21 protein-coding genes are annotated in these 18,997 nt (G+C 36.2%); 10 read left to right on the top strand and 11 right to left on the bottom strand.

The window, feature by feature from the left end; all coding sequences use genetic code 11:
- Window positions 1-8: 8 nt before the first annotated feature.
- Window positions 9-359 (top strand): 4Fe-4S binding protein, encoded by a 351-nt coding sequence (locus BLW28_RS00410; RefSeq protein ID WP_073216117.1) that lies wholly within the window; start codon window positions 9-11, stop codon window positions 357-359.
- 245 nt (window positions 360-604) lie between these two features.
- Here the strand turns inward: BLW28_RS00410 and BLW28_RS00415 are convergent, their stop codons facing one another.
- The 11 genes from BLW28_RS00415 to BLW28_RS00465 form a co-directional block, all read right to left on the bottom strand.
- The gene (locus BLW28_RS00415; RefSeq protein WP_073216120.1) at window positions 605-1,189 is read right to left on the bottom strand and encodes a Pycsar system effector family protein; all 585 of its coding nucleotides are present in this window, start codon (window positions 1,187-1,189) and stop codon (window positions 605-607) included.
- A 66-nt stretch (window positions 1,190-1,255) separates the two neighbouring features.
- Complete coding sequence (locus tag BLW28_RS00420) at window positions 1,256-2,377, bottom strand: ABC transporter permease (protein ID WP_073216123.1); 1,122 nt, start codon at window positions 2,375-2,377, stop codon at window positions 1,256-1,258.
- A complete protein-coding gene (locus tag BLW28_RS00425) occupies window positions 2,377-3,483 on the bottom strand; it encodes an ABC transporter permease (RefSeq protein WP_073216125.1) in 1,107 nt (368 codons plus the stop codon). Before BLW28_RS00425 ends, BLW28_RS00420 begins: the two co-directional genes overlap by 1 nt.
- A gap of 56 nt (window positions 3,484-3,539) precedes the next feature.
- Window positions 3,540-4,274, bottom strand: coding sequence for an ABC transporter ATP-binding protein (locus BLW28_RS00430; protein ID WP_073216128.1), 735 nt, complete (start codon window positions 4,272-4,274; stop codon window positions 3,540-3,542).
- A complete protein-coding gene (locus BLW28_RS00435) occupies window positions 4,274-5,176 on the bottom strand; it encodes an ABC transporter ATP-binding protein (RefSeq protein ID WP_073216131.1) in 903 nt (300 codons plus the stop codon). Before BLW28_RS00435 ends, BLW28_RS00430 begins: the two co-directional genes overlap by 1 nt.
- Window positions 5,177-5,693: 517 nt before the next feature.
- On the bottom strand, window positions 5,694-6,152 hold the full coding sequence (locus BLW28_RS00440) for an OsmC family protein (protein WP_073216134.1): 459 nt from the start codon (window positions 6,150-6,152) through the stop codon (window positions 5,694-5,696).
- Between the two features lie 16 nt (window positions 6,153-6,168).
- Window positions 6,169-6,681 carry a hypothetical protein gene (locus BLW28_RS00445; RefSeq protein ID WP_073216137.1) on the bottom strand — a complete coding sequence of 171 codons (513 nt, stop codon included), beginning with the start codon at window positions 6,679-6,681 and terminating at the stop codon, window positions 6,169-6,171.
- A 127-nt stretch (window positions 6,682-6,808) separates the two neighbouring features.
- Complete coding sequence (locus tag BLW28_RS00450) at window positions 6,809-7,093, bottom strand: VOC family protein (protein WP_200791517.1); 285 nt, start codon at window positions 7,091-7,093, stop codon at window positions 6,809-6,811.
- Between the two features lie 226 nt (window positions 7,094-7,319).
- A complete protein-coding gene (locus BLW28_RS00455) occupies window positions 7,320-8,201 on the bottom strand; it encodes an HlyD family secretion protein (RefSeq protein WP_073216140.1) in 882 nt (293 codons plus the stop codon).
- A 4-nt stretch (window positions 8,202-8,205) separates the two neighbouring features.
- Window positions 8,206-9,462, bottom strand: coding sequence for a TolC family protein (locus BLW28_RS00460; protein WP_073216144.1), 1,257 nt, complete (start codon window positions 9,460-9,462; stop codon window positions 8,206-8,208).
- Window positions 9,459-10,073, bottom strand: a complete 615-nt coding sequence (locus tag BLW28_RS00465) for a TetR/AcrR family transcriptional regulator (protein WP_073216147.1) — start codon at window positions 10,071-10,073, stop codon at window positions 9,459-9,461. The genes BLW28_RS00460 and BLW28_RS00465 overlap by 4 nt, the downstream gene beginning before the upstream one ends.
- Before the next feature lie 315 nt (window positions 10,074-10,388).
- On the opposite strand from BLW28_RS00465, the gene BLW28_RS00470 reads away from it, so the two are divergent.
- From BLW28_RS00470 to BLW28_RS00510, 9 genes are all read left to right on the top strand, one after another.
- Entirely contained in the window at window positions 10,389-11,015 is a 627-nt protein-coding gene (locus BLW28_RS00470; protein WP_073216150.1) for a hypothetical protein, read from the top strand.
- A gap of 523 nt (window positions 11,016-11,538) precedes the next feature.
- Window positions 11,539-12,045 carry a cytochrome c gene (locus BLW28_RS00475; protein WP_073216153.1) on the top strand — a complete coding sequence of 169 codons (507 nt, stop codon included), beginning with the start codon at window positions 11,539-11,541 and terminating at the stop codon, window positions 12,043-12,045.
- Between the two features lie 68 nt (window positions 12,046-12,113).
- Window positions 12,114-12,692 carry a fasciclin domain-containing protein gene (locus BLW28_RS00480; RefSeq protein ID WP_073216156.1) on the top strand — a complete coding sequence of 193 codons (579 nt, stop codon included), beginning with the start codon at window positions 12,114-12,116 and terminating at the stop codon, window positions 12,690-12,692.
- A 36-nt stretch (window positions 12,693-12,728) separates the two neighbouring features.
- Complete coding sequence (nosZ, locus tag BLW28_RS00485) at window positions 12,729-14,699, top strand: Sec-dependent nitrous-oxide reductase (RefSeq protein WP_073216159.1); 1,971 nt, start codon at window positions 12,729-12,731, stop codon at window positions 14,697-14,699.
- Between the two features lie 224 nt (window positions 14,700-14,923).
- Complete coding sequence (locus tag BLW28_RS00490; RefSeq protein WP_073216162.1) at window positions 14,924-15,535, top strand: hypothetical protein; 612 nt, start codon at window positions 14,924-14,926, stop codon at window positions 15,533-15,535.
- 107 nt (window positions 15,536-15,642) lie between these two features.
- Window positions 15,643-16,077 carry a nitrous oxide reductase accessory protein NosL gene (locus BLW28_RS00495; protein ID WP_073216166.1) on the top strand — a complete coding sequence of 145 codons (435 nt, stop codon included), beginning with the start codon at window positions 15,643-15,645 and terminating at the stop codon, window positions 16,075-16,077.
- Between the two features lie 142 nt (window positions 16,078-16,219).
- Window positions 16,220-17,473, top strand: coding sequence for a nitrous oxide reductase family maturation protein NosD (locus BLW28_RS00500; protein WP_073216169.1), 1,254 nt, complete (start codon window positions 16,220-16,222; stop codon window positions 17,471-17,473).
- Window positions 17,460-18,170 (top strand): ABC transporter ATP-binding protein, encoded by a 711-nt coding sequence (locus tag BLW28_RS00505; protein WP_073216471.1) that lies wholly within the window; start codon window positions 17,460-17,462, stop codon window positions 18,168-18,170. The genes BLW28_RS00500 and BLW28_RS00505 overlap by 14 nt, the downstream gene beginning before the upstream one ends.
- Window positions 18,163-18,945 (top strand): ABC transporter permease, encoded by a 783-nt coding sequence (locus BLW28_RS00510; RefSeq protein ID WP_073216172.1) that lies wholly within the window; start codon window positions 18,163-18,165, stop codon window positions 18,943-18,945. The genes BLW28_RS00505 and BLW28_RS00510 overlap by 8 nt, the downstream gene beginning before the upstream one ends.
- Window positions 18,946-18,997 lie beyond the last annotated feature (52 nt).

Genomic DNA, 18,997 nt, shown 5'->3' on the forward strand with positions numbered 1-18,997 from the left:
TATAAGCTATGGCAATTATTATAACAGATGAATGTATCAACTGTGGCGCCTGCGAACCTGAATGCCCTAATACTGCGATCTACGAAGGTGCCGATGATTGGCGTTATGCCGATGGAACCGACTTAAAAGGAAAGGTTGTATTACCAGATGGGAAGGAGGTTGATGCCGATGAGGCACAGGAGCCTGTGAGTGATGAAATATATTTCATTGTCGCCGATAAATGTACGGAGTGTAAAGGCTTTCACGAAGAGCCACAATGTGCTGCGGTGTGTCCCGTGGACTGCTGCATCCCAGATGATGACAATGTGGAAACTGAGGAAGAGTTATTGGCCAAACAGGCCTTTATGCACAAAGAATAAGCTCTACTCCTAAGATTTAGAAAACCGTCTCAATTTTGAAGTTGAGGCGGTTTTTTTAGGTCCTTAATCCTCCAATGATTAGGTTAAAGATGAAATGTTGTATGTTCGGTTCTGATAATTAGTTACTTTTAAGTTCCCGCTTCGAATTCGATATAGTAATTGATTCTTCTTTTTCAAAGTGTTTTATTAGTTTTGAAGCTTTTATTAGAGATTTTTGTTACATTTTCAATTGGGAGGCGTTCAATTTAAACGAATTCCACTAATCCATTTGCCAAGGTATAGCTAATGGCCGATACCAGGCCTATCAAAAAAATAATAACCGCGATATAAAGAAGCTTCTGTTTTCGAGCGATGCTTTTCCCCAGAAAATATAGATCAGCTATCATTTCATCATAGATGGTTTGTCCTTTCATCATTATTCGGTCAAATTCTACTTTGAACTCGTCGAGTGACATTTTTGCGAAATTTTCGGCATACAATGTCCCTCTATATCCGCTCTTTTTATAAGCAGTCCCAAAATATCGATAAGGCAACATACTGAACAAAGCAAACATCATCGACAGCATACTAGAGACAATTAATATGCGCGTGCCAGTTTCTAATGGGACTTTTTGCGATTTGGGAATTACGAATAACAATCCCAATAATAACGAGGTTATAATGGAATTGACAGTAAGAACAATCCTTGCTTTATTGTCCACCATCTTAAGTAAGTTATAGTGGTTTCGGGAAAGGGTTCTGAACAAGGTTTGTACGCCACGGGAATCGTAACGATCCATTTTTTCTTGTTTTCTATCTCTTTTTAGGTTTGGTGTGATTTCGTTTTCCATTTTAATAACTAACAATAGATTGTTAAAATATAGGTTGTATTTGCAAGTGTTTTACGCACTTTTGAATCAACTTACTTTTTTATAACTCCAAACGGCTAAACCATTCATTATTAAAGCATATAAAAGGGTTTTTAGCAGCTGTGGAAGGATGTTTGTTATATCCGAACCTTTCAGAAGTACCATTCGTACAACTTCTACAAAGTACTTTATAGGGTTGAATTCAGTAACTATCTGCGCCCATTTTGGCATGCTTTCTATTGGCGTGAACAAGCCGCTCATTAAAATAAAAATCACAACAAAAAACCAAGCAATGAACATGGCTTGTTGCTGGGTATCGGTGAAATTTGAAATCAACAACCCCATTCCCAAAATCACTAAAATGTAAATAGAAGTGTAGCCATATAGCAGCAGTAAACTGCCAAGCATGGGAGTATTGAAAATAATTTTTGCTAGTATCAGCCCAATGGTCAACAGACCCATTCCAATTATCCAAAACGGAAATAACTTTCCGATGATAAACTGACTTTTGCGAATAGGCGTTACATTAATCTGTTCTAAAGTGCCTATTTCTTTTTCACGAACAATATTCATCCCCGAGAGAAATAGGGTTATCATCGTTACCAATAACACTAAAATTCCAGGTACCATAAAGGTTTTGTAATCAAGAGTAGTGTTGTACCAAAAGGATGGGATACTCTCAATTGTCACGGGCTGAACAATTTTTTTTGATGTGTCGATAATGCTCATTCTCACATCTTTATTAAAACTTTGTACAATTTGATTTACATAACCACTTGTCACTCCGGCAGCGGCACCATCAATAGCATTAATGGTAATGGATAATTCGGCGGTTTTTTCCTTTAGAAGATTTCGTTCAAAATTAGTGGGCATTTCAAGCACCACGTCCACTTCTCCAGATAGCATTGCAGAGCTGGCTATTTCTTGGGATGGAAAATCGGTTAAAACATTAAAAAAGGTAGAGGCATTAAACTTCTCAACTAAGGCGCGGGATGAAGAGGTGTGGTCGTAATCTATGTATGCAAACTTTATGTTTTTAACTTCATACGTAGCCGCATTTGAAAGTATGACCAACTGCAAAATGGGCAGGATGAATATGATAGGCAACATCCCTTTATTTCTAAAGATTTGCTTAAACTCCTTTTGTATGATAAATCCAATCGTCTTCATTATTCTAGGCGTATTTTATACTTTTTCACACTCAATCCAATAAATAAAACTGTCATTCCAATCAAAATCAACGTTTCCTTCCAGATAAAAGCCATTCCAACTCCTTTTAGCATAATGCCTTTTATGATAATGATAAACCATTTTGCTGGGATTATGCTACTGATTATTTGCAAGGGCGCGGGCATACTCGATATTGGAAAAATGAAGCCAGACAATAATATAACCGGAAGCATTAATCCCATCAAGGAAATCATCATCGCGGCTTGTTGTGTTTCTGCAATGGTTGAGATTAAAATTCCCAATGCCAAGGAAGTGATGATAAACAATACACTTTCCGCACCTAATAAAAACAGACTGCCTTGAACTGGCATTTTAAATATGAAAATGCTCAGAAGTACTATCACTGCTGCGTTGATAACAGACAAGAAAATATAAGGAACCACTTTCCCAATGATAACTTGAAATGGTTTTAAGGGTGAAACCAATAGAATTTCCATCGTACCCAATTCTTTTTCGCGGGTAATGGAGATTGAAGTCATCATTGCCGAAACCAGCATCAAAATAATCGTCATCACGCCAGGAACGAACATAAAAACACTTTTAAGTTCTGGGTTATAAACCATCCGCGTTTGTGGAACTATTTGATAATCAATTTGAATTCCTTTGTTTTTATCTTGCAGATAATTTTGAAGTATCGCATTAATATAATTGGTTATCGAATTTGCTGTATTTGGGTCGGTAGCGTCAGTTATTATTTGAATGGTTGCTTTTTGTTCTCTAATTAAATTTCTGCTGAAATCTTTTTCAAAATTCAATGCGGCTTTTATTTTTCCTTTTTTGAAAGCAGTTTCAATATCCGCTTCTCGGGCAATCATTTGATTTGTTGTGAAGTATTTTGAAGCTGAAATTTTATTGATAATTTCTTCTGTTGTAGCATCTTTTGAATGGTCTAAAATGGTGATTTGTACATTATTGATTTCATTGGTAATGGCAAACCCGAAAAGCAATATTTGGGCAATGGGCATACCGAATAATATAAACAGCGACCTCTTATCCCGAAAGATATGGTAGAATTCCTTTTTTATAAAACCTATAAATCGTTTCATTTTTATGGTAGCAATAGACCTGTCAGGTTTTTAAAACCTGACAGGTCTTTCGGTTATTATTCTATATTTCTCGCCAATTTTAAAAACACATCGTTCATCGAATCTACTTTAAATTGTTCTTTCAGTTTTTTCGGGGTGTCCAAGGCTTCTATTCTTCCTTCGACCACTATGGAAACTCGTTCGCAATATTCGGCTTCGTCCATATAGTGCGTGGTTACGAAAATTGTGGTGCCTTGGTCTGCGGCTTTATATATCATTTCCCAAAACTGTCGTCGGGTAATTGGATCCACGCCACCCGTGGGTTCATCTAAGAAAACAATCTTTGGTTCGTGTAAAAGTGAAACCGAAAACGATAACTTTTGTTTCCAGCCCAATGGCAAGGAGCCCACCAATTTGTTGCTAATGCCTTCTAACCCCAATTCTGAAACCAATTGCGCTCTCTTTTCTCTAATTTTTGCTCTGGACAAACCATAGATTCCTCCAAAAAAAGTAATGTTTTCTTTAACCGTTAAATCGTCGTAAAGCGTGAATTTCTGGCTCATATAGCCAATATTTTTCTTGATGGATTCAGTTTGGTTATAGACATCAAATCCAGCAACCTTTGCGTTTCCTGATGAGGGTTTGGAAATTCCAATCAACATTTTCATCGCTGTTGTTTTCCCAGCGCCATTCGCACCTAAAAAGCCAAAAATCTCCCCTTTTTTGACTTCAAAACTGATTGCATTCACAGCTTTGAAGTCGCCAAATGCCTTTGTTAATGCTTCGGCTACTATAACATTTTCCTTCTTCATTACTTCGCTAATTCCATAAAAACATCCTCAATATTAGGTTGGGTGACTCCTATGCTAATGTCTGTTAAGCCTTCATTTTCTAAATACAACTTCAAATCGGCAGTTTCAATAGAATCTCTTTTGTCTGTGTAATGCACAAACTCTCCAAACGGAAATACGCTATACAAATGCTCGTAATTTTGAAGCGTTTGAATCAATTTGTACATATTATTTGCCCCTACATTGTAAATGGTTTTTGGGAATTTCTTTACAATAGCTTCGGGCGCGTCAATTTCCAAAATCTCGCCATCCTGTATCAAAGCAATTCTGTCGCATAAAGCAGCCTCGTCCATATATGGAGTGGACACCAAGATAGTTATTTCTTTTTTCTGCAATCTTTTCAGCATTTCCCAAAATTCTTTTCGTGAAACTGGATCTACACCTGTGGTAGGCTCGTCCAAAAAAAGAACTTTCGGTTTGTGGATCAAGGCGCAGGAAAGTGCAAGCTTTTGCTTCATTCCGCCTGAAAGTTTTCCAGCGCGTCGGTCTTTGAAAGGTTCGATCTGAACGTAAATATCTTCGATCAAATCGTAATTTTCTTCAATTGTGGTTCCGAAAATAGTGGCGAAAAACGTCAGATTTTCTTCCACAGTCAAATCTTGGTACAGTGAAAACCGTCCAGGCATATAACCCACGGACTTTCGGATGGCTTTATAATCCCTTACAACATCAAATCCCGCAACGGAGGCACTGCCCTCATCAGGAAATAACAACGTGGTTAGTATCCTGAAGATGGTAGTTTTCCCTGCACCATCTGGCCCAATTAGGCCAAATAATTCCCCAGGTTGGACATTGAACGAAATGTTCTGAACTGCTTTAACCTTTTTGTAGGATTTACTGATATTGCTAAGCCGGATGCCCATTTTTTCTTGTTTATTAAGTTATTTTGTGGACGGTTGATGATTTTTGAATTACTGTTGATCAGTTTTTTATGAAAGTAATTGACGGTTATTTGGCTAAAGCCGACAATCATTTTCGTTATTTCCCCGAACTAAAGCACGGAGTTATAAAAAAACCAGCCTTGAATAACCACGGTGCTCTAGGGTGTGGATAAGATTGATGATTTTTGAATTACTTTTGATCAGTTTTTTATGAAAGTAGTTGACGGTTATTTGGCTAAAGCCGATAATCATTTTCGTTATTTCCCCGAGCTAAAGCACGGGGTTAAAATTCTCCGAACTAAAGCACGGAGTTATAAAAAAATCCAGCCTTGAATAACCACGGTGCTTTAGTCTTTAGATAACAGGCGAACTGTGAATCCGGCGCCAAACTAAAAACATTCTTTTCTCTGTTTTATGAAACGATACTAAGACTTATATTCTTAAATCCGCATGTCATAAATACATGTTTTCCGATTTCTCTAGAATCTTAATAAACCAGTCACGATTCAACCTTGATAGAGATTTCCATCGTTATCGTTGATTTTATTGAATTTGAAATCAAACAAGCAGCTTCCGATTTTTGAACGACTCGTTCCGCACGATCGCGGTCTTTTTCGTCTTTAATGGTTACTGTTGGTTCCAGAATTACTTCCGTCATTAAATATTTTCCATCCACTCTTTCTAAAACCCCTTTCGATTTGCAACTGAAACCTGAAAATTCCAATTTTGAGTTTTCTGCAATAGCCAAAAATGTGGTCATCAAACAGCTGCTAACAGCAGCTGTAAAAAGATGTTCGGGCGACCAAATATTGGGCATTCCCTTAGGGAATTCAGGCGGTGTGGCAATTTCAATACAGTTTGAAGATTCATCATTGCCTCCTGCTAATTCTGGCGAGCACATGATTCCTTTTCGGTCTTCGCGCCATTCTATATCGACGTTATAGTGATGCTTTTCCATTGTTCTTTAAATTTTGTTATTGAAAATAAGTGTAATAACCCTCAAGGTTTTCTTGGATACTTGCTTTAATTTCAGCAGCAGTATCTTCAGATGTTACTTTTCCTAAAGCGTCAATTTTCTCGATGAGTGGATGTAGAAAAACGTGTAGGTTGTCGTGCGATGGACCGTCCATAGTACATTCTTTTACAACATAGTTTTTTACTTCGTTGAGGTCTGAAGCTAAAGCGTGATAGCTTTCAATAGTTTTAGTTTCACTGGTTTTTACTAAAACCATCATTTTTTCAACTCCGTCAGTTGTTTCAAAATTGGCATCCCATTTTTTACCGCTGTCCAGTTTTATTTCTTCAACCCAAGAGTTGTCAGTCGCGTGTAAAAGTACCTCTTCATGATTACTGTGAGGATCCGAAGCATCGTGGTTTTCATTACTTACCCCTGTGGTTTCTAAGACGTCACCGTGCTTTTGTTTTGTCTCGTTACAGCTTACTAATAATGCTGAAAGGATTGCTGCTGTTAAGATTATTTTTTTCATAATGTTTAAAGGTTTGAGTGTTTAAAAATTTATAAGTTTAAATGGTTAAGAGTTTATAACTTTGAGTTCAGAGTTTAAAAGCTTATAAGTTTAAAAGGTTTGGAGTTTATTGATAATTGAACATTGATTACTTATTCGTTTGAGCAAAGGCGATTACATGACCATCCAAATCGGCTAGATATGCCACAGTATCGCCCCAATCGCGTGCCTGTAGTCCACTGATGTTTTTTTCGCCCAACTGGATGCCACGTTCCAAATACTCGACGGGGTCCGGCACTTTTAAATATAGCTCGCACCGCGGGATGTTGTTGGCAATTTTAGGATGCGCCATTGCAGGACAAATAATCTTCGCAATACCGCTTTCTGGCATCAATCCGAGTTTAACCGTTTCAGAAATGGTGAACTCCGTCATTCCTGGAACGTTCAAACTCGGGCTTATTTTGATCAATTTCTCATAGAATTCGGTACTCCGCACTTAGTCTGAGACATATTAAATAAATTCAATTGCTTCCATTGGTCAATAGTATTTCTTCTTTTATGTTCATTTAATAATAAACCGTTTTTTTAAACTTAAAAGGAATCCCGCGGAAAAGGGGGGTACTTTGCAGATTAGTTAAGATTCGCGATACATCGCAAATCTACTGAATCCACATTTCTGCAGGCATTCCAATTTTTAGGCTACCATCATTTTTTACATTTACTTTCACTGCATAAACAAGGTTTACGCGTTCTTCTTTGGTTTGTATAATTTTCGGGGTGAATTCTGCTGAAGCTGAAATCCAACTTATGCTTCCTTCATAATCTTTCATTTCATCTCCAGAATCAATTTTTACAGTTATTTGCTGTCCGATTTTAATGTTTGCAAGTTGGGTTTCACTTAAATAAACCCGCAATGTCATTTCGTCCATATTGGCAATTTTATAAAGTGGTTTCCCGAAGGAAACAATTTCTCCAGGTTCAGCGAATTTCGTTAAAACCGTTCCAGTTATTGGGTTTGTGATTTTACTTTTAGCAATTTGATCATTGATTTGTGCCACTTTTGCCTCAATGGCTTTTACTTCGTTTACAATGGGTGCGTTCTGTTTTTCCACATTTTGAATTTGTTTTTTCAAAACATCCGCTTGACTGTTGGCTACGTCCAATTGACGTTGTGTTGCTGCTTTATCAGCAAACATTTTTTGGATGCGCTGTTGTTCGAGTTTGGCCGTTTGCAATTGCTCGTTCAAAACACTCACTTGCGACCATACGCCACCCGATTTTGACGCTACAGTTTCTTTGGAAGCAAGCATTTGCTGTTTGTTCAAATACAGTTGAAGTGTATCGACAAGTGCAATGACTGCTCCTTTTTCTATAATTTGGCCTTCTTCTAAATTTAGAAATTCCAATTTCCCATTTGCTTCGGAAGAAACTATAATTTCAGTGGCTTCAAAATTGCCGTAACCATCGGCTTTTTCGCCGTTAGAGCAGGAGAGGAGCGTTCCTAAAAGGAATGTTGCTATGAGGATATATTGTTTTTTCATCTTTTTATTCGCCTTTAATTACTTTATAATTCGCTTTTGCCAGAGACAATTGTATTTTATGTACTTGTTGGTCAATTTTTGCTTCGTACAGATTATTTAGTTCTGTGATGTATTCTGATGAAGTGATAACCCCATTTTGTAATTGTGAAGTTGAAACTTGTAAAACTTGCTCTCTCAATTCTATTATCTCGATATCTTTAAGCAGCATTGCCTCATATTTCTTGATGTCGCTTTCAGCTTCTTTCAGTTGTATTTCGTTATTCAACACAAAAGTTTCTTTTTCAGTAGAAACTATTTCTTTTGAAATATCTATAGCTTGCTTTTTCTCTTTCGTTTTTCCCCAATCAAAAACATTCCAATTTAGTTTTAATCCAACCATATAGAAATCCTGAAATGAATTGTCCAGCATATTCAATCCTGGATTCCCGTACCCAGCCTGCGCAAATCCAAATATCTTTGGGTAATTACTTTTAGAAATGACTTCTTTTGAAGTTTCCAATTGCGTTTCTTGTAGGTCGAAAAGTTCTAATTCAGGACGATTCGACTCAATCTCTGGAGCGATTAAAATTTCTGGAGTCGTTAAAATTGTTTTAGTATCTAAATTTTGAGAAAGTAGTGAAGCAAGATTGTTGAGAGCTTTTTTTCTGTCAAAACTAGTTTGTGAAATTTGTTGTTCTAATTTTAGTTGTTCAGCTGTTAGAACCTGTTCGGAAGCGGGAAGGACTGCCCCGTACTTCACTCCGATTTTAACTTCATTAAGGCGCGTTTCGAGTTCTTTCATTTTTGAAAGAAGCAAGTTTTTCTGTTCTTGGAAAAGTAAAACACTAAAATAACTCTGATTAATCCGAGACTTTAAAGTGTATAGATTTACGGCAACTTGTTGTTGCTGGGTCGCTAACTCAGCAGTTTTTAATCTTGTGTTTGCCGCGATGTTTCCACCGTTATAAATCAATTGGTTTGCGTCTATTGAAGCTCGATATTGATCTTTATTGGGGGATTCTATATTTGTATTTGGAAGAGTAAGAGGAAATTCAATAACATCAGATTGATAGGTAGCCTGTGCATTCAAATCTATCTTTGGAAGTTTTTCTTTTTCTAAAACCCTTATTTCAGAATTTAATTTTTCTTCCAATAAGGCTTTTTGCTTTGCCAGGGGATAGTTCTTTTCCGCTAGGTCGTAACACGCTTCCAAAGTGAGCGTTTCCTGGGAAAATGCCAGGATGGGAGCGATTGCGAAAAGTATAAATAGAAGCTTTTTCATTTTTTTATGGAATTGATAATAAACTCGGAGACTGCTATTTTCCGTTTCTCCATTAATTGTTTAAAACCCTTGTCATCAACTTTTAAAAGCCCTTTAATTAAAGGAGTGGCAATAAAAGGAAAAATGTTTAGCGAGATAATATTTATAAAGAGCTGCTCGCCGTCTATAGGTTTCAAAATCCCTTTTTCCACCTCAAGAGCTACTTGGGCTTTGAATTTATCGAGCGTAGGAAAAGCTGCGTTTTGTTGGATTTTTTCAAAAAACTTAGGATTGCGGTTCAATTCCTGAATTATGAAATTAGGTAAATACGGATGCTTGGATATAAAGGTGATATAATTACTGGTAAAGTTTCTAACCTTGTCCTCAACCGCAGAATCATCGTTTAATATCTTGTTGAGTTCTGGGGCCAAAAGAGAGAAAGCATTATTAAATACTGCTTCAAAAAGCAATTGTTTACTGCGATAGTAATAATGAAGCATGGCTTTATTTATGCCAGCCTCATTTGCAATTTCCTGCATTCGCGCCCCATCCATCCCTTTTTTTTGAAAAACGTCTTTCGCTGCATTCAGGATTTGTGTTTCTGTATCTTGGTTTGCTTTTTCTTTAACCATCTTATTTAACTTTGCGGTTTAACCATTTGGTTAGCAAAGATAGAAAGTTTGTTTTGGTAAAAAAATATTTTATGAAATAATTATTCGATCGTTGTATTTATTTGATTTTCAGATTCTTTTGCGTGTTTTCTAAAATGCAGCTTAATCATGCATTTTTTAATGAAGAGTTGAAGCTGTTTTTATACTTTAATGAAGATGAGTCTACAAAATTGACAATGGGCTTCCGAAACTGAAAAGGTGTATATTTACAAGTAATTTCATCGGAATTGAAAAACAAATCCTGAGACCGGTGAAACAATTTGAACCATCGTAAGTATGAGAATATTTTCTACTCTAATTATATTATTTATTATAATTTCTGGCTGTTCATCAAGTAAAGTTGTGGAACAATATGTAAATCCTGAAACAACTGATTTTAAGCCGCAGAAAATATTAGTTATTGGCTTGACACCCGATGGGGGACTGCAACGCCAATTTGAATATAGTATGGTTAAGGCTTTGGAAGATCAAAACGTTAATGCGGTAAAAAGTGTGGATTTGTATGGTGAACCATTCGAAATTTCACAAGACATAGAGAATAACTGGGAAAACTTCCAGTCGGATTTGTTAAAGTCTGGGTTTGACTCGGTGCTTTTGTCAAAAATTACGGGTCAGGAAACTCGAGTTACGATAGCACAATCCTATCGTAATTTGGTGCGTACTTTTGAAACTTTCGACACTTATTATAAAGAAAACAGAACTATTTCTGAAAGTGGACAGCTTGAAGATTATCCTGTGCTTAATACTGAATCTTCTTTATATTGTTTATGTCCCGACCGAGAAAACGACTTAATTTGGCGTGGCAATATTGATATTGTAAACGCTCCAAATTCGCAAAAAACAATTCGGGATTACGTAAATACGCTTGTAAGGGCATTACGAAAAAATCGCTTTTTCAATTAATTCCAACCAAATTTCTGTAAAAACGTTTTTCGGCTTGTTTTACTATTTAAGTCTATGCATTATGCGTTTTGAACAGATTTTGAAACTGTAAGCCCAATCCGTAAGGGATTATCGTCAAAATCTTTATTTCATTTTTTTAAAGGTAAGGTAAAGTTTAGGTATAAAGCAGGTTACGTCTGTAAAACTATTTTCACTCTTCAATCCAAGCTGAGTGCGGTTTCCTATACGCTTCAACTTCAACTTCAACTGCGTCTTCACCTCAGTAATTAGACATACTTTTTTGTATAGTCATTTCAACTTTTATTTCATATAAAATAATTGGTAGATATGATTTTCGTCATAGCCTATTTGTTAAAATAGCAACACATTTGTCGTGGAATTAAAGACGTATGAAATTGGCTTTCAATAGAAAACATAATCGGAGGTTTTTGTCTGTAATATGACGAAAATCATTTCCTACAAATCTTTGTCAGACTAAATTTGTATCGTTAATCAATTATAACACTAATATCTTATATCAACTATGAAACATTTAATTAAATCATTTGCCGCATTTGCTATCATCGCCTTAGTAGGTTGTGGTGGAAAAGAAGAAAAAAAAGAGGACAGCTCTGTTAAAATTAGAGCAAAGCCTAAAACAGAGGTGAAACAGGAAGCTCCAGCGAAGTCGGATGTTAAACCTTCTCAAATGGTTGACCTGACCAATAAAGGTGTTGGGCCAATTAAAAATGTAGAGCTTGGCGAAACTATAGACCAGGCAATGGCAGCCAAGGGAGCCGAAGTTTTTAAAATGAACTGTACGGCCTGTCACAAAACCGACAAAAAGTTTATCGGACCTGCGCCTAAAGGCATCTTGGAAAGAAGAACCCCAGAATGGATTATGAATATGATTATGGATCCAGAAGGAATGGTTAATAACGATCCGCTTGCTAAGGCACTTTTAATGGAGTTCAACGGTTCACCAATGGCAAACCAAAACATGACCGAAGAGCAATCAAGACAGATTTTAGAATATTTCAGAACTCTTTAATATATACATAAACAACCATCTTCCTTGCAGGGTATCTGCCCTGCAAGGATTTAAAACCAAATCGTAATATGAAAACAACCATTAAATTACTCTTTGTTTCAGCAGCCCTGCTTGTTTTTTCGGCTTGTAAGAATGAAACAAAAACAGAAGAAAGTGGAAACGTGGTCGAGAGTACTGCAAATGCGGCCGATGTTCCTTCAAACCAAGGACAAGCTTTTATTGAAGATGATGGGTCTACACCTAACATTCTTCAAATAGCACTTAAATCGCCAGATCACACCACGTTAGTTGCCGCTGTCCAGGCCGCTGGTTTAGAAAATGCGTTAGTTAACGCCGGACCTTTAATGGTTTTTGCACCAACAAATGCAGCTTTTGAAGCGCTTCCTCCTGGAACTGTTGAGGATCTTTTAAAGCCAGAAAACAAAGAAAAATTAGCGTCTATTTTAAAGCATCACGTAACGCCAGGAAATTATTCTAAAGATTTCTTGAAGAAATTCAAAAAAGTAGGTCAAGCCGACGGAAATGACGCTGTCGTGAAAGTAGAAGGCGATGATGTATTTGTAGGAGGAGCTAAAATTGTAGGAAGTGTAGATGCTGGTAACGGTATTATACACGTGGTAGATAAAGTGATTTTACCAGCAAACTAATTAACAAATCAACTTTAATTTTAAATAAATAGAACAATGAAAAAATCAATTAATATTGCAATTGCCCTTGTTATGGCTGCTGGAATGGTAAGCTGTAATGATAGTGGTAAACAAAATGGCAAAAAAGGCAGCCAAGGTGGATTATCGACCAACGCAGCTGAGCGAGTGTATGTGGCTCCAGGCGAGCACGACGAGTACTATGGTTTCTTCTCTGGAGGTTACACAGGAAACTTAACGGTTTACGGACTTCCTTCTGGGCGTATGCTGAAAGAAATTCCGGTGTTTTCACAATTCCCTACAAATGGATATGGATATACAGAAGAAACAACACCGATGCTAAATACGTCTTTCGGTTTTGTGCCTTGGGATGACTCTCACCATCCGGACATTTCACAAACTAATGGTGAATTAGATGGCCGTTGGATATTTATTAACGGTAACAACACACCTAGAATTGCACGTATTGGATTAGAGAGCTTCAAAACAGAAGAAATTATTGAAATTCCTAACAGTGCCGGTAACCACAGTTCATCATTTATTACTGAAAATACCGAGTATGTAGTTGCTGGAACTCGTTTCTCTGTGCCTGTGCCTCAAAGAGATATGTCTATTAATGAGTATAAAGGTCAGTTTAAAGGCGCGCTTACATTTATTAATGTAGATCAAGAAACAGGAAGAATGGGAATTAAATTCCAATTAATGATGCCTGGTTTTAACTACGATTTATCGCACCCTGGACGTGATAAGAGTCACGGTTGGTTCTTCTTTACTACTTATAACACCGAAGAAGCTCACACACTTTTAGAAGTTAATGCTTCACAAAACGATAAAGATTTTATCGCAGCGGTAAACTGGAAGAAAATTGAAGAATACGTTAATAACGGAGGTGGTAAAAAAGTTCCTGCAAATTACGCACATAACATTATGGATGAAAACACACATACTGCCACTTCTACTATGATTAAGGAAGTTTTGACAGTTGATCCACTAGATGTTCCTGGCGCTGTATACTTTTTACCAACACCAAAATCACCACACGGTTGTGATGTTGACCCAACAGGAGAATATATTATTGGTAACGGAAAACTATCTGCTGACTTAACTGTTCACAGCTTTACTAAAATGATTGATGCTATCGAAAACAAAAAATTTGATGGAGAAGCGTATGGTATTCCAATCTTAAACTTTGAAGATATTCTTGCCGGTGTTGTTAAGCAACCAGGTTTAGGGCCATTGCATACAGAATTTGACAACAAAGGAAATGCTTATACTACATTCTTTATCTCTTCTGAGGTTGTAAAATGGAAAGTTGGAACTTGGGAGGTATTAGACCGCCAACCAGTATTCTACTCAGTAGGACACGGTATGATTCCAGGTGGAAACTCTCGTAAGCCTTTTGGAGATTACTTTGTAGCAATGAACAAAATTACAAAAGACCGTTACTTGCCTACTGGACCAGAAATGGAACACTCCGCACAATTATTTGATATAAATGGAGATAAAATGGAATTGTTACTAGATTTCCCAACGCACGGAGAACCTCACTATGCTGCTGGTATTCCTGCCGAAATAGTTGCGCCAAAATCTAAAAAAATCTATAAGTTGGCAGATAACAAGCACCCTTATGCTTCATTGTCAAACTCAGATGTAAGAGTTGAACGTAACGGAAAAGAAGTACACGTTTATATGAACATGATTCGAAGCCACTTTAACCCAGATAACATCGAAGGTATAAAAGTAGGAGACAAAGTTTATTTCCACGTTACAAACTTAGAACAAGACTTTGATGTACCGCACGGTTTTGCTGTAATTGGTGCTAATACTGCCGAATTACTTGTAATGCCAGGAGCAACGGAAACTTTAACTTGGGAGCCTAAGAAAGTTGGGGTATGGCCAATCTACTGTACCGACTTCTGTTCTGCACTTCACCAAGAAATGCAAGGATATGTGCGCGTAAGTCCAGCTGACTCTGATATTGAGTTGTCTTGGAGCTTAGGTGAAGATTAATAAAGATGTTTTTAGTTGTGAAAATACTAGATTAGTGATTGATAGTATTTTCAGTAAAGACGGGGGTTGTTGATTTCCCCCGTCTTTTTAAAAAAATAAAAAACAATCAACAATACCAATTTACTTTCTTGTAATCTATACAGTATTACAATTAGACCTCTAAAACCGACCACACACTGACGTCTAAAGCTATTCGCAACTTCGCGAATTAAAAAACAAACAAAATGAAAAAAGCAGGATTAATAATGATTATTGGCTCCTTGCTCTTATTGGGACTTTTTAAATTCCCATTATGGAACATTATGCTAGGCGCACCTCAATATCCAGATCCACTTGGAATGAATATTTATATTCAAGGAATAGAAGGTGTTGAAGAATTTGACATTCAAAATATCGATGGGTTAAACCACTACATCGGAATGAAAACTATTCCGAAGGCCGAAGATATGTGGGAGTTTAGCGTTTTTCCGAAAGTAGTTGGAGGAATGGTTGCTCTTGGAGTTATAATTGGATTACTAGGTTTCTTTGGAAAGGTAAGTTATAAGTGGTTTCTAGGCTGGTTTATATTAATGTCAATTCTCGGTTTATTGGGAATGTACGACTTTAACCTCTGGCTAATAGATTACGGAACCGACCTCGACCCCAAAGCAATTATGAAGCTTGAAAACTTAGATGGCACACCAATGACCTATAAGCCACCTTTGCTAGGCTATCAAAAAATGTTAAACTTTGATGTAGATTCTTGGCCAGCTACTGGAGCGTATATGATTTTTACAGGTATGATGCTTACTGTAGTAGCTTTCTTTGTTGGAAAGTACGAATCTAAATCAAATTAAAGTAAAAACTTAAGTTCCTTCCTCGGTAAAAGAGGAAGGTGTCTTAAGTAATTTTAAAAAACGTATTATTTAAGACGTGGGAGGATAAATCTCAAAATATTTCAATTATGAAAATCTTACAATTATTACTTATTTCATTATTGTTCACCGCCTGTAACGTAAAGCCAAAACCAATTAATTATGGCTCGGATGCTTGTCATTATTGCAATATGAATATTGTAGATCAACAATTTGCATCACAGCTAGTTACATCCAAAGGAAAGGCTTATAGTTATGATGCCATAGAGTGTATGGTTCATTCTTTACAAGAAGAATTTTCAGATGTTGAGATGGCGTATCAGTTAATTGCAGATTTTAATACCCCTGGCAATTTAATAGATGCAAAATCGGCTAGTTATTTAGTGAGTGATAAACTACCTAGCCCTATGGCAGAGAATTTATCGGGATATAAATCTGAAGATGACGCCCAAAACAAACAATTGGAATTTGGAGGAAAAATATATAATTGGGACGAAATTCAATCGCATTTAAAACGGGGTTAAAATTAACGAGAATGCGTATCAAGTTCAATAGTATTTAATGCCTATATTGTAAGTTATTCCAAACAATCTGATTTCAAATAAGCTCACAAATTAAAATCAATCTTCTCTTTTTTAAAATAGCTATTTATAAATCTTCCTTAAATTGAAAAAACTAACCTATATTTTCATTCTTGGTTTTCTTATCCTATCGGTGCAATATTCGTGGGCCAATACCATAACTGTGTGTGGTAGTTGCGAAACAAAGTCTATAAAAGCCGCAATTGCAATCGCCGAGGAAGGAGACACTATCCTTGTAAAACCAGGAGTTTATAAAGAATCTGGAATAAAAGTAGACAAGGGGCTAACCATTATTGGTGAAGGGCTTCCAACGATAGACGGTCAAGACAAGGGAGAAATTGTTACCATTGGGGCGGACAATGTTACCTTGGACGGCTTTAAGATTATTAACGTAGGCTCTAGCTATACAACCGATTACGCTTCGGTTAGAGTGGTAACAAGTAAGAACTTCGTAATTCAAAATTTAGTTTTAGAAAAATTGTTTTTCGGAATTTACGTTCAAAGATCACAACACGGAAAAATTTTAAATAATAAGGTAACAGGAGAAGCAGTATCCGAATTTAATTCAGGAAATGCGATCCACCTTTGGCACAGCAAAAACATTGAAATTACAGGAAATGATGTGCGACACGTACGCGATGGTATTTATTTAGAATTTTCAGACTTTATAATTATCAGAAGCAACATCAGTAAATACAATGTGCGTTATGGTTTACACTTTATGTTCAGTAACGATGACTTGTACGAATACAATACTTTTGAAGGCAATGGAGCCGGTGTAGCAGTTATGTTTTCCAAACGAATTGATATGCATCATAACCAATTCAGAAAAAACTGGGGAACGGCTTCGTATGGTTTGTTATTAAAAGAAATAAGCGATGCCAAAATTACCAATAATGTGTTTTTTGAAAATACAGTTGGAATTACTTCAGAAGTGTGCAATCGGATTGAATATAAAAACAATGATTTTATAAGTAATGGATGGGCCATGAATATGAAAGGAGGGTCCTATGCCACCAAGGTAATTAATAACAACTTTATTCATAACTCGTTTGATATTTCGTATCTCGGAAGAATGAATGATAATAAATTCGATGGTAATTACTGGAGTACTTATACGGGATATGATTTGGATAAAAATGGTATTGGTGATGTGCCTTATCGTCCGGTGAAACTATTTTCGTATATAGTGAATAAAGCTCCTGAATCCATAATTTTACTAAGAAGCTTGTTTATAGACATTATTGATTTTTCTGAAAAAGTGTCGCCGGTGTTTACGCCTGATGATCTCATCGATGAAAATCCTAAAATTAAAAGAATTGAACATGATAGAAATTAATGATCTTCATAAAAAATTCGGTAAGAATGAAGTATTAAAGGGTATTAATCTTTCGATTAATGAAGGAGGAATCTTCTCTATTCTTGGACCAAATGGCTCTGGAAAAACAACCCTTATTAAATGTATGTTAGGAATGGTAATCCCCGATTCGGGCAACATTACCATACGCGATGAGGTTATAAAAAACAATTATAAATACCGTAATAAAATAGATTATTTACCTCAAATAGCCAGATTTCCAGGCAATTTAAAGGTGAAAGAAATAATTGCGATGATTAAAGATCTACGCGCATCTAAAACAGAAAAGGAAATTGAATTAATCGAACTTTTTAAACTCGAGCCGTTTTTAAATAAAAGGCTAGATAATCTCTCGGGCGGAACAAAGCAAAAAGTAAACTTGGTGCTTACGTTTATGTTCGATAGCCCGCTAATTATTTTAGATGAACCAACAAGTGGGTTGGATCCAATTTCACATTTGCGATTAAAGAACTTAATTTTTTCGGAAAAGGAAAAAGGAAAAACCATTTTGGTTACTTCGCATATCCTCAGTTTTGTGGAAGATATTGCCGATAAAATTGTTTTCCTATTAGAAGGCGAAATTTACTTTAACGGAACCATCAGCCAACTAAAAACCAAAACGGAACAACCAGACCTTGAACACGCAATAGCCTCAATTTTATCCGCTAGTTATGCTTAAAATATTAAAATACAGTTTTTACGATTTAATGCGAAGCCGTTGGAGCTACGTATACTTTCTGTTCTATTTATTGCTTGGAGTAGTGCTGTTATTTTTAAATAACGATTTATCAAAAGCGGTAATCACACTAATGAACGTTATAATTATTTTGGTGCCATTAATTGGAACTATTTTCGGTATAATGTATCATTACGATTCCCGAGAGTTTACCGAGCTGTTGTTGGCTCAACCTATTAAACGTAGTTCAATATTTTTAGGACAATACTTTGGAGTGGCTACCTCGCTCTCAATGAGTTTAATTATAGGTCTCGGACTTCCTTTTGTTTTCTATGGACTTTTTAACAGCAACGCCATCTGGGATTTTTCGTTATTGTTAATAACAGGAGCCTTTTTAACGTTTATATTTACGGCTTTAGCCTTTATGATTGGACTTCTAAATGAAAATAAAATTAAAGGATTTGGATATGCAATCCTACTTTGGTTATTTATGGCAGTAATCTATGACGGAATATTTTTAATGTCTATCCTATACTTTTCTGATTATCCGCTAGACAACTTTTCATTGATCGCTATTCTTACAAACCCGATAGATTTATCCCGCGTACTCATCTTATTAAAACTCGATATTTCTGCTTTATTAGGATATACAGGTGCTGTATTTCAGCGGTTTTTTGGAACCAATTTCGGATTAATTCTCTCTTTTAAAATGTTAGTACTATGGGTGTTAATTCCTACTGTTCTTATTTGGAGAATTTCAAAAAAGAAGGATTTTTAAAATAGGTTTGACTTTTATAAAAGCCATTTCAAATGTTGAAGTGGCTTTTTTG

It is taken from the genome of Aequorivita viscosa (assembly GCF_900106795.1).
Lineage (GTDB): Bacteria > Bacteroidota > Bacteroidia > Flavobacteriales > Flavobacteriaceae > Aequorivita > Aequorivita viscosa.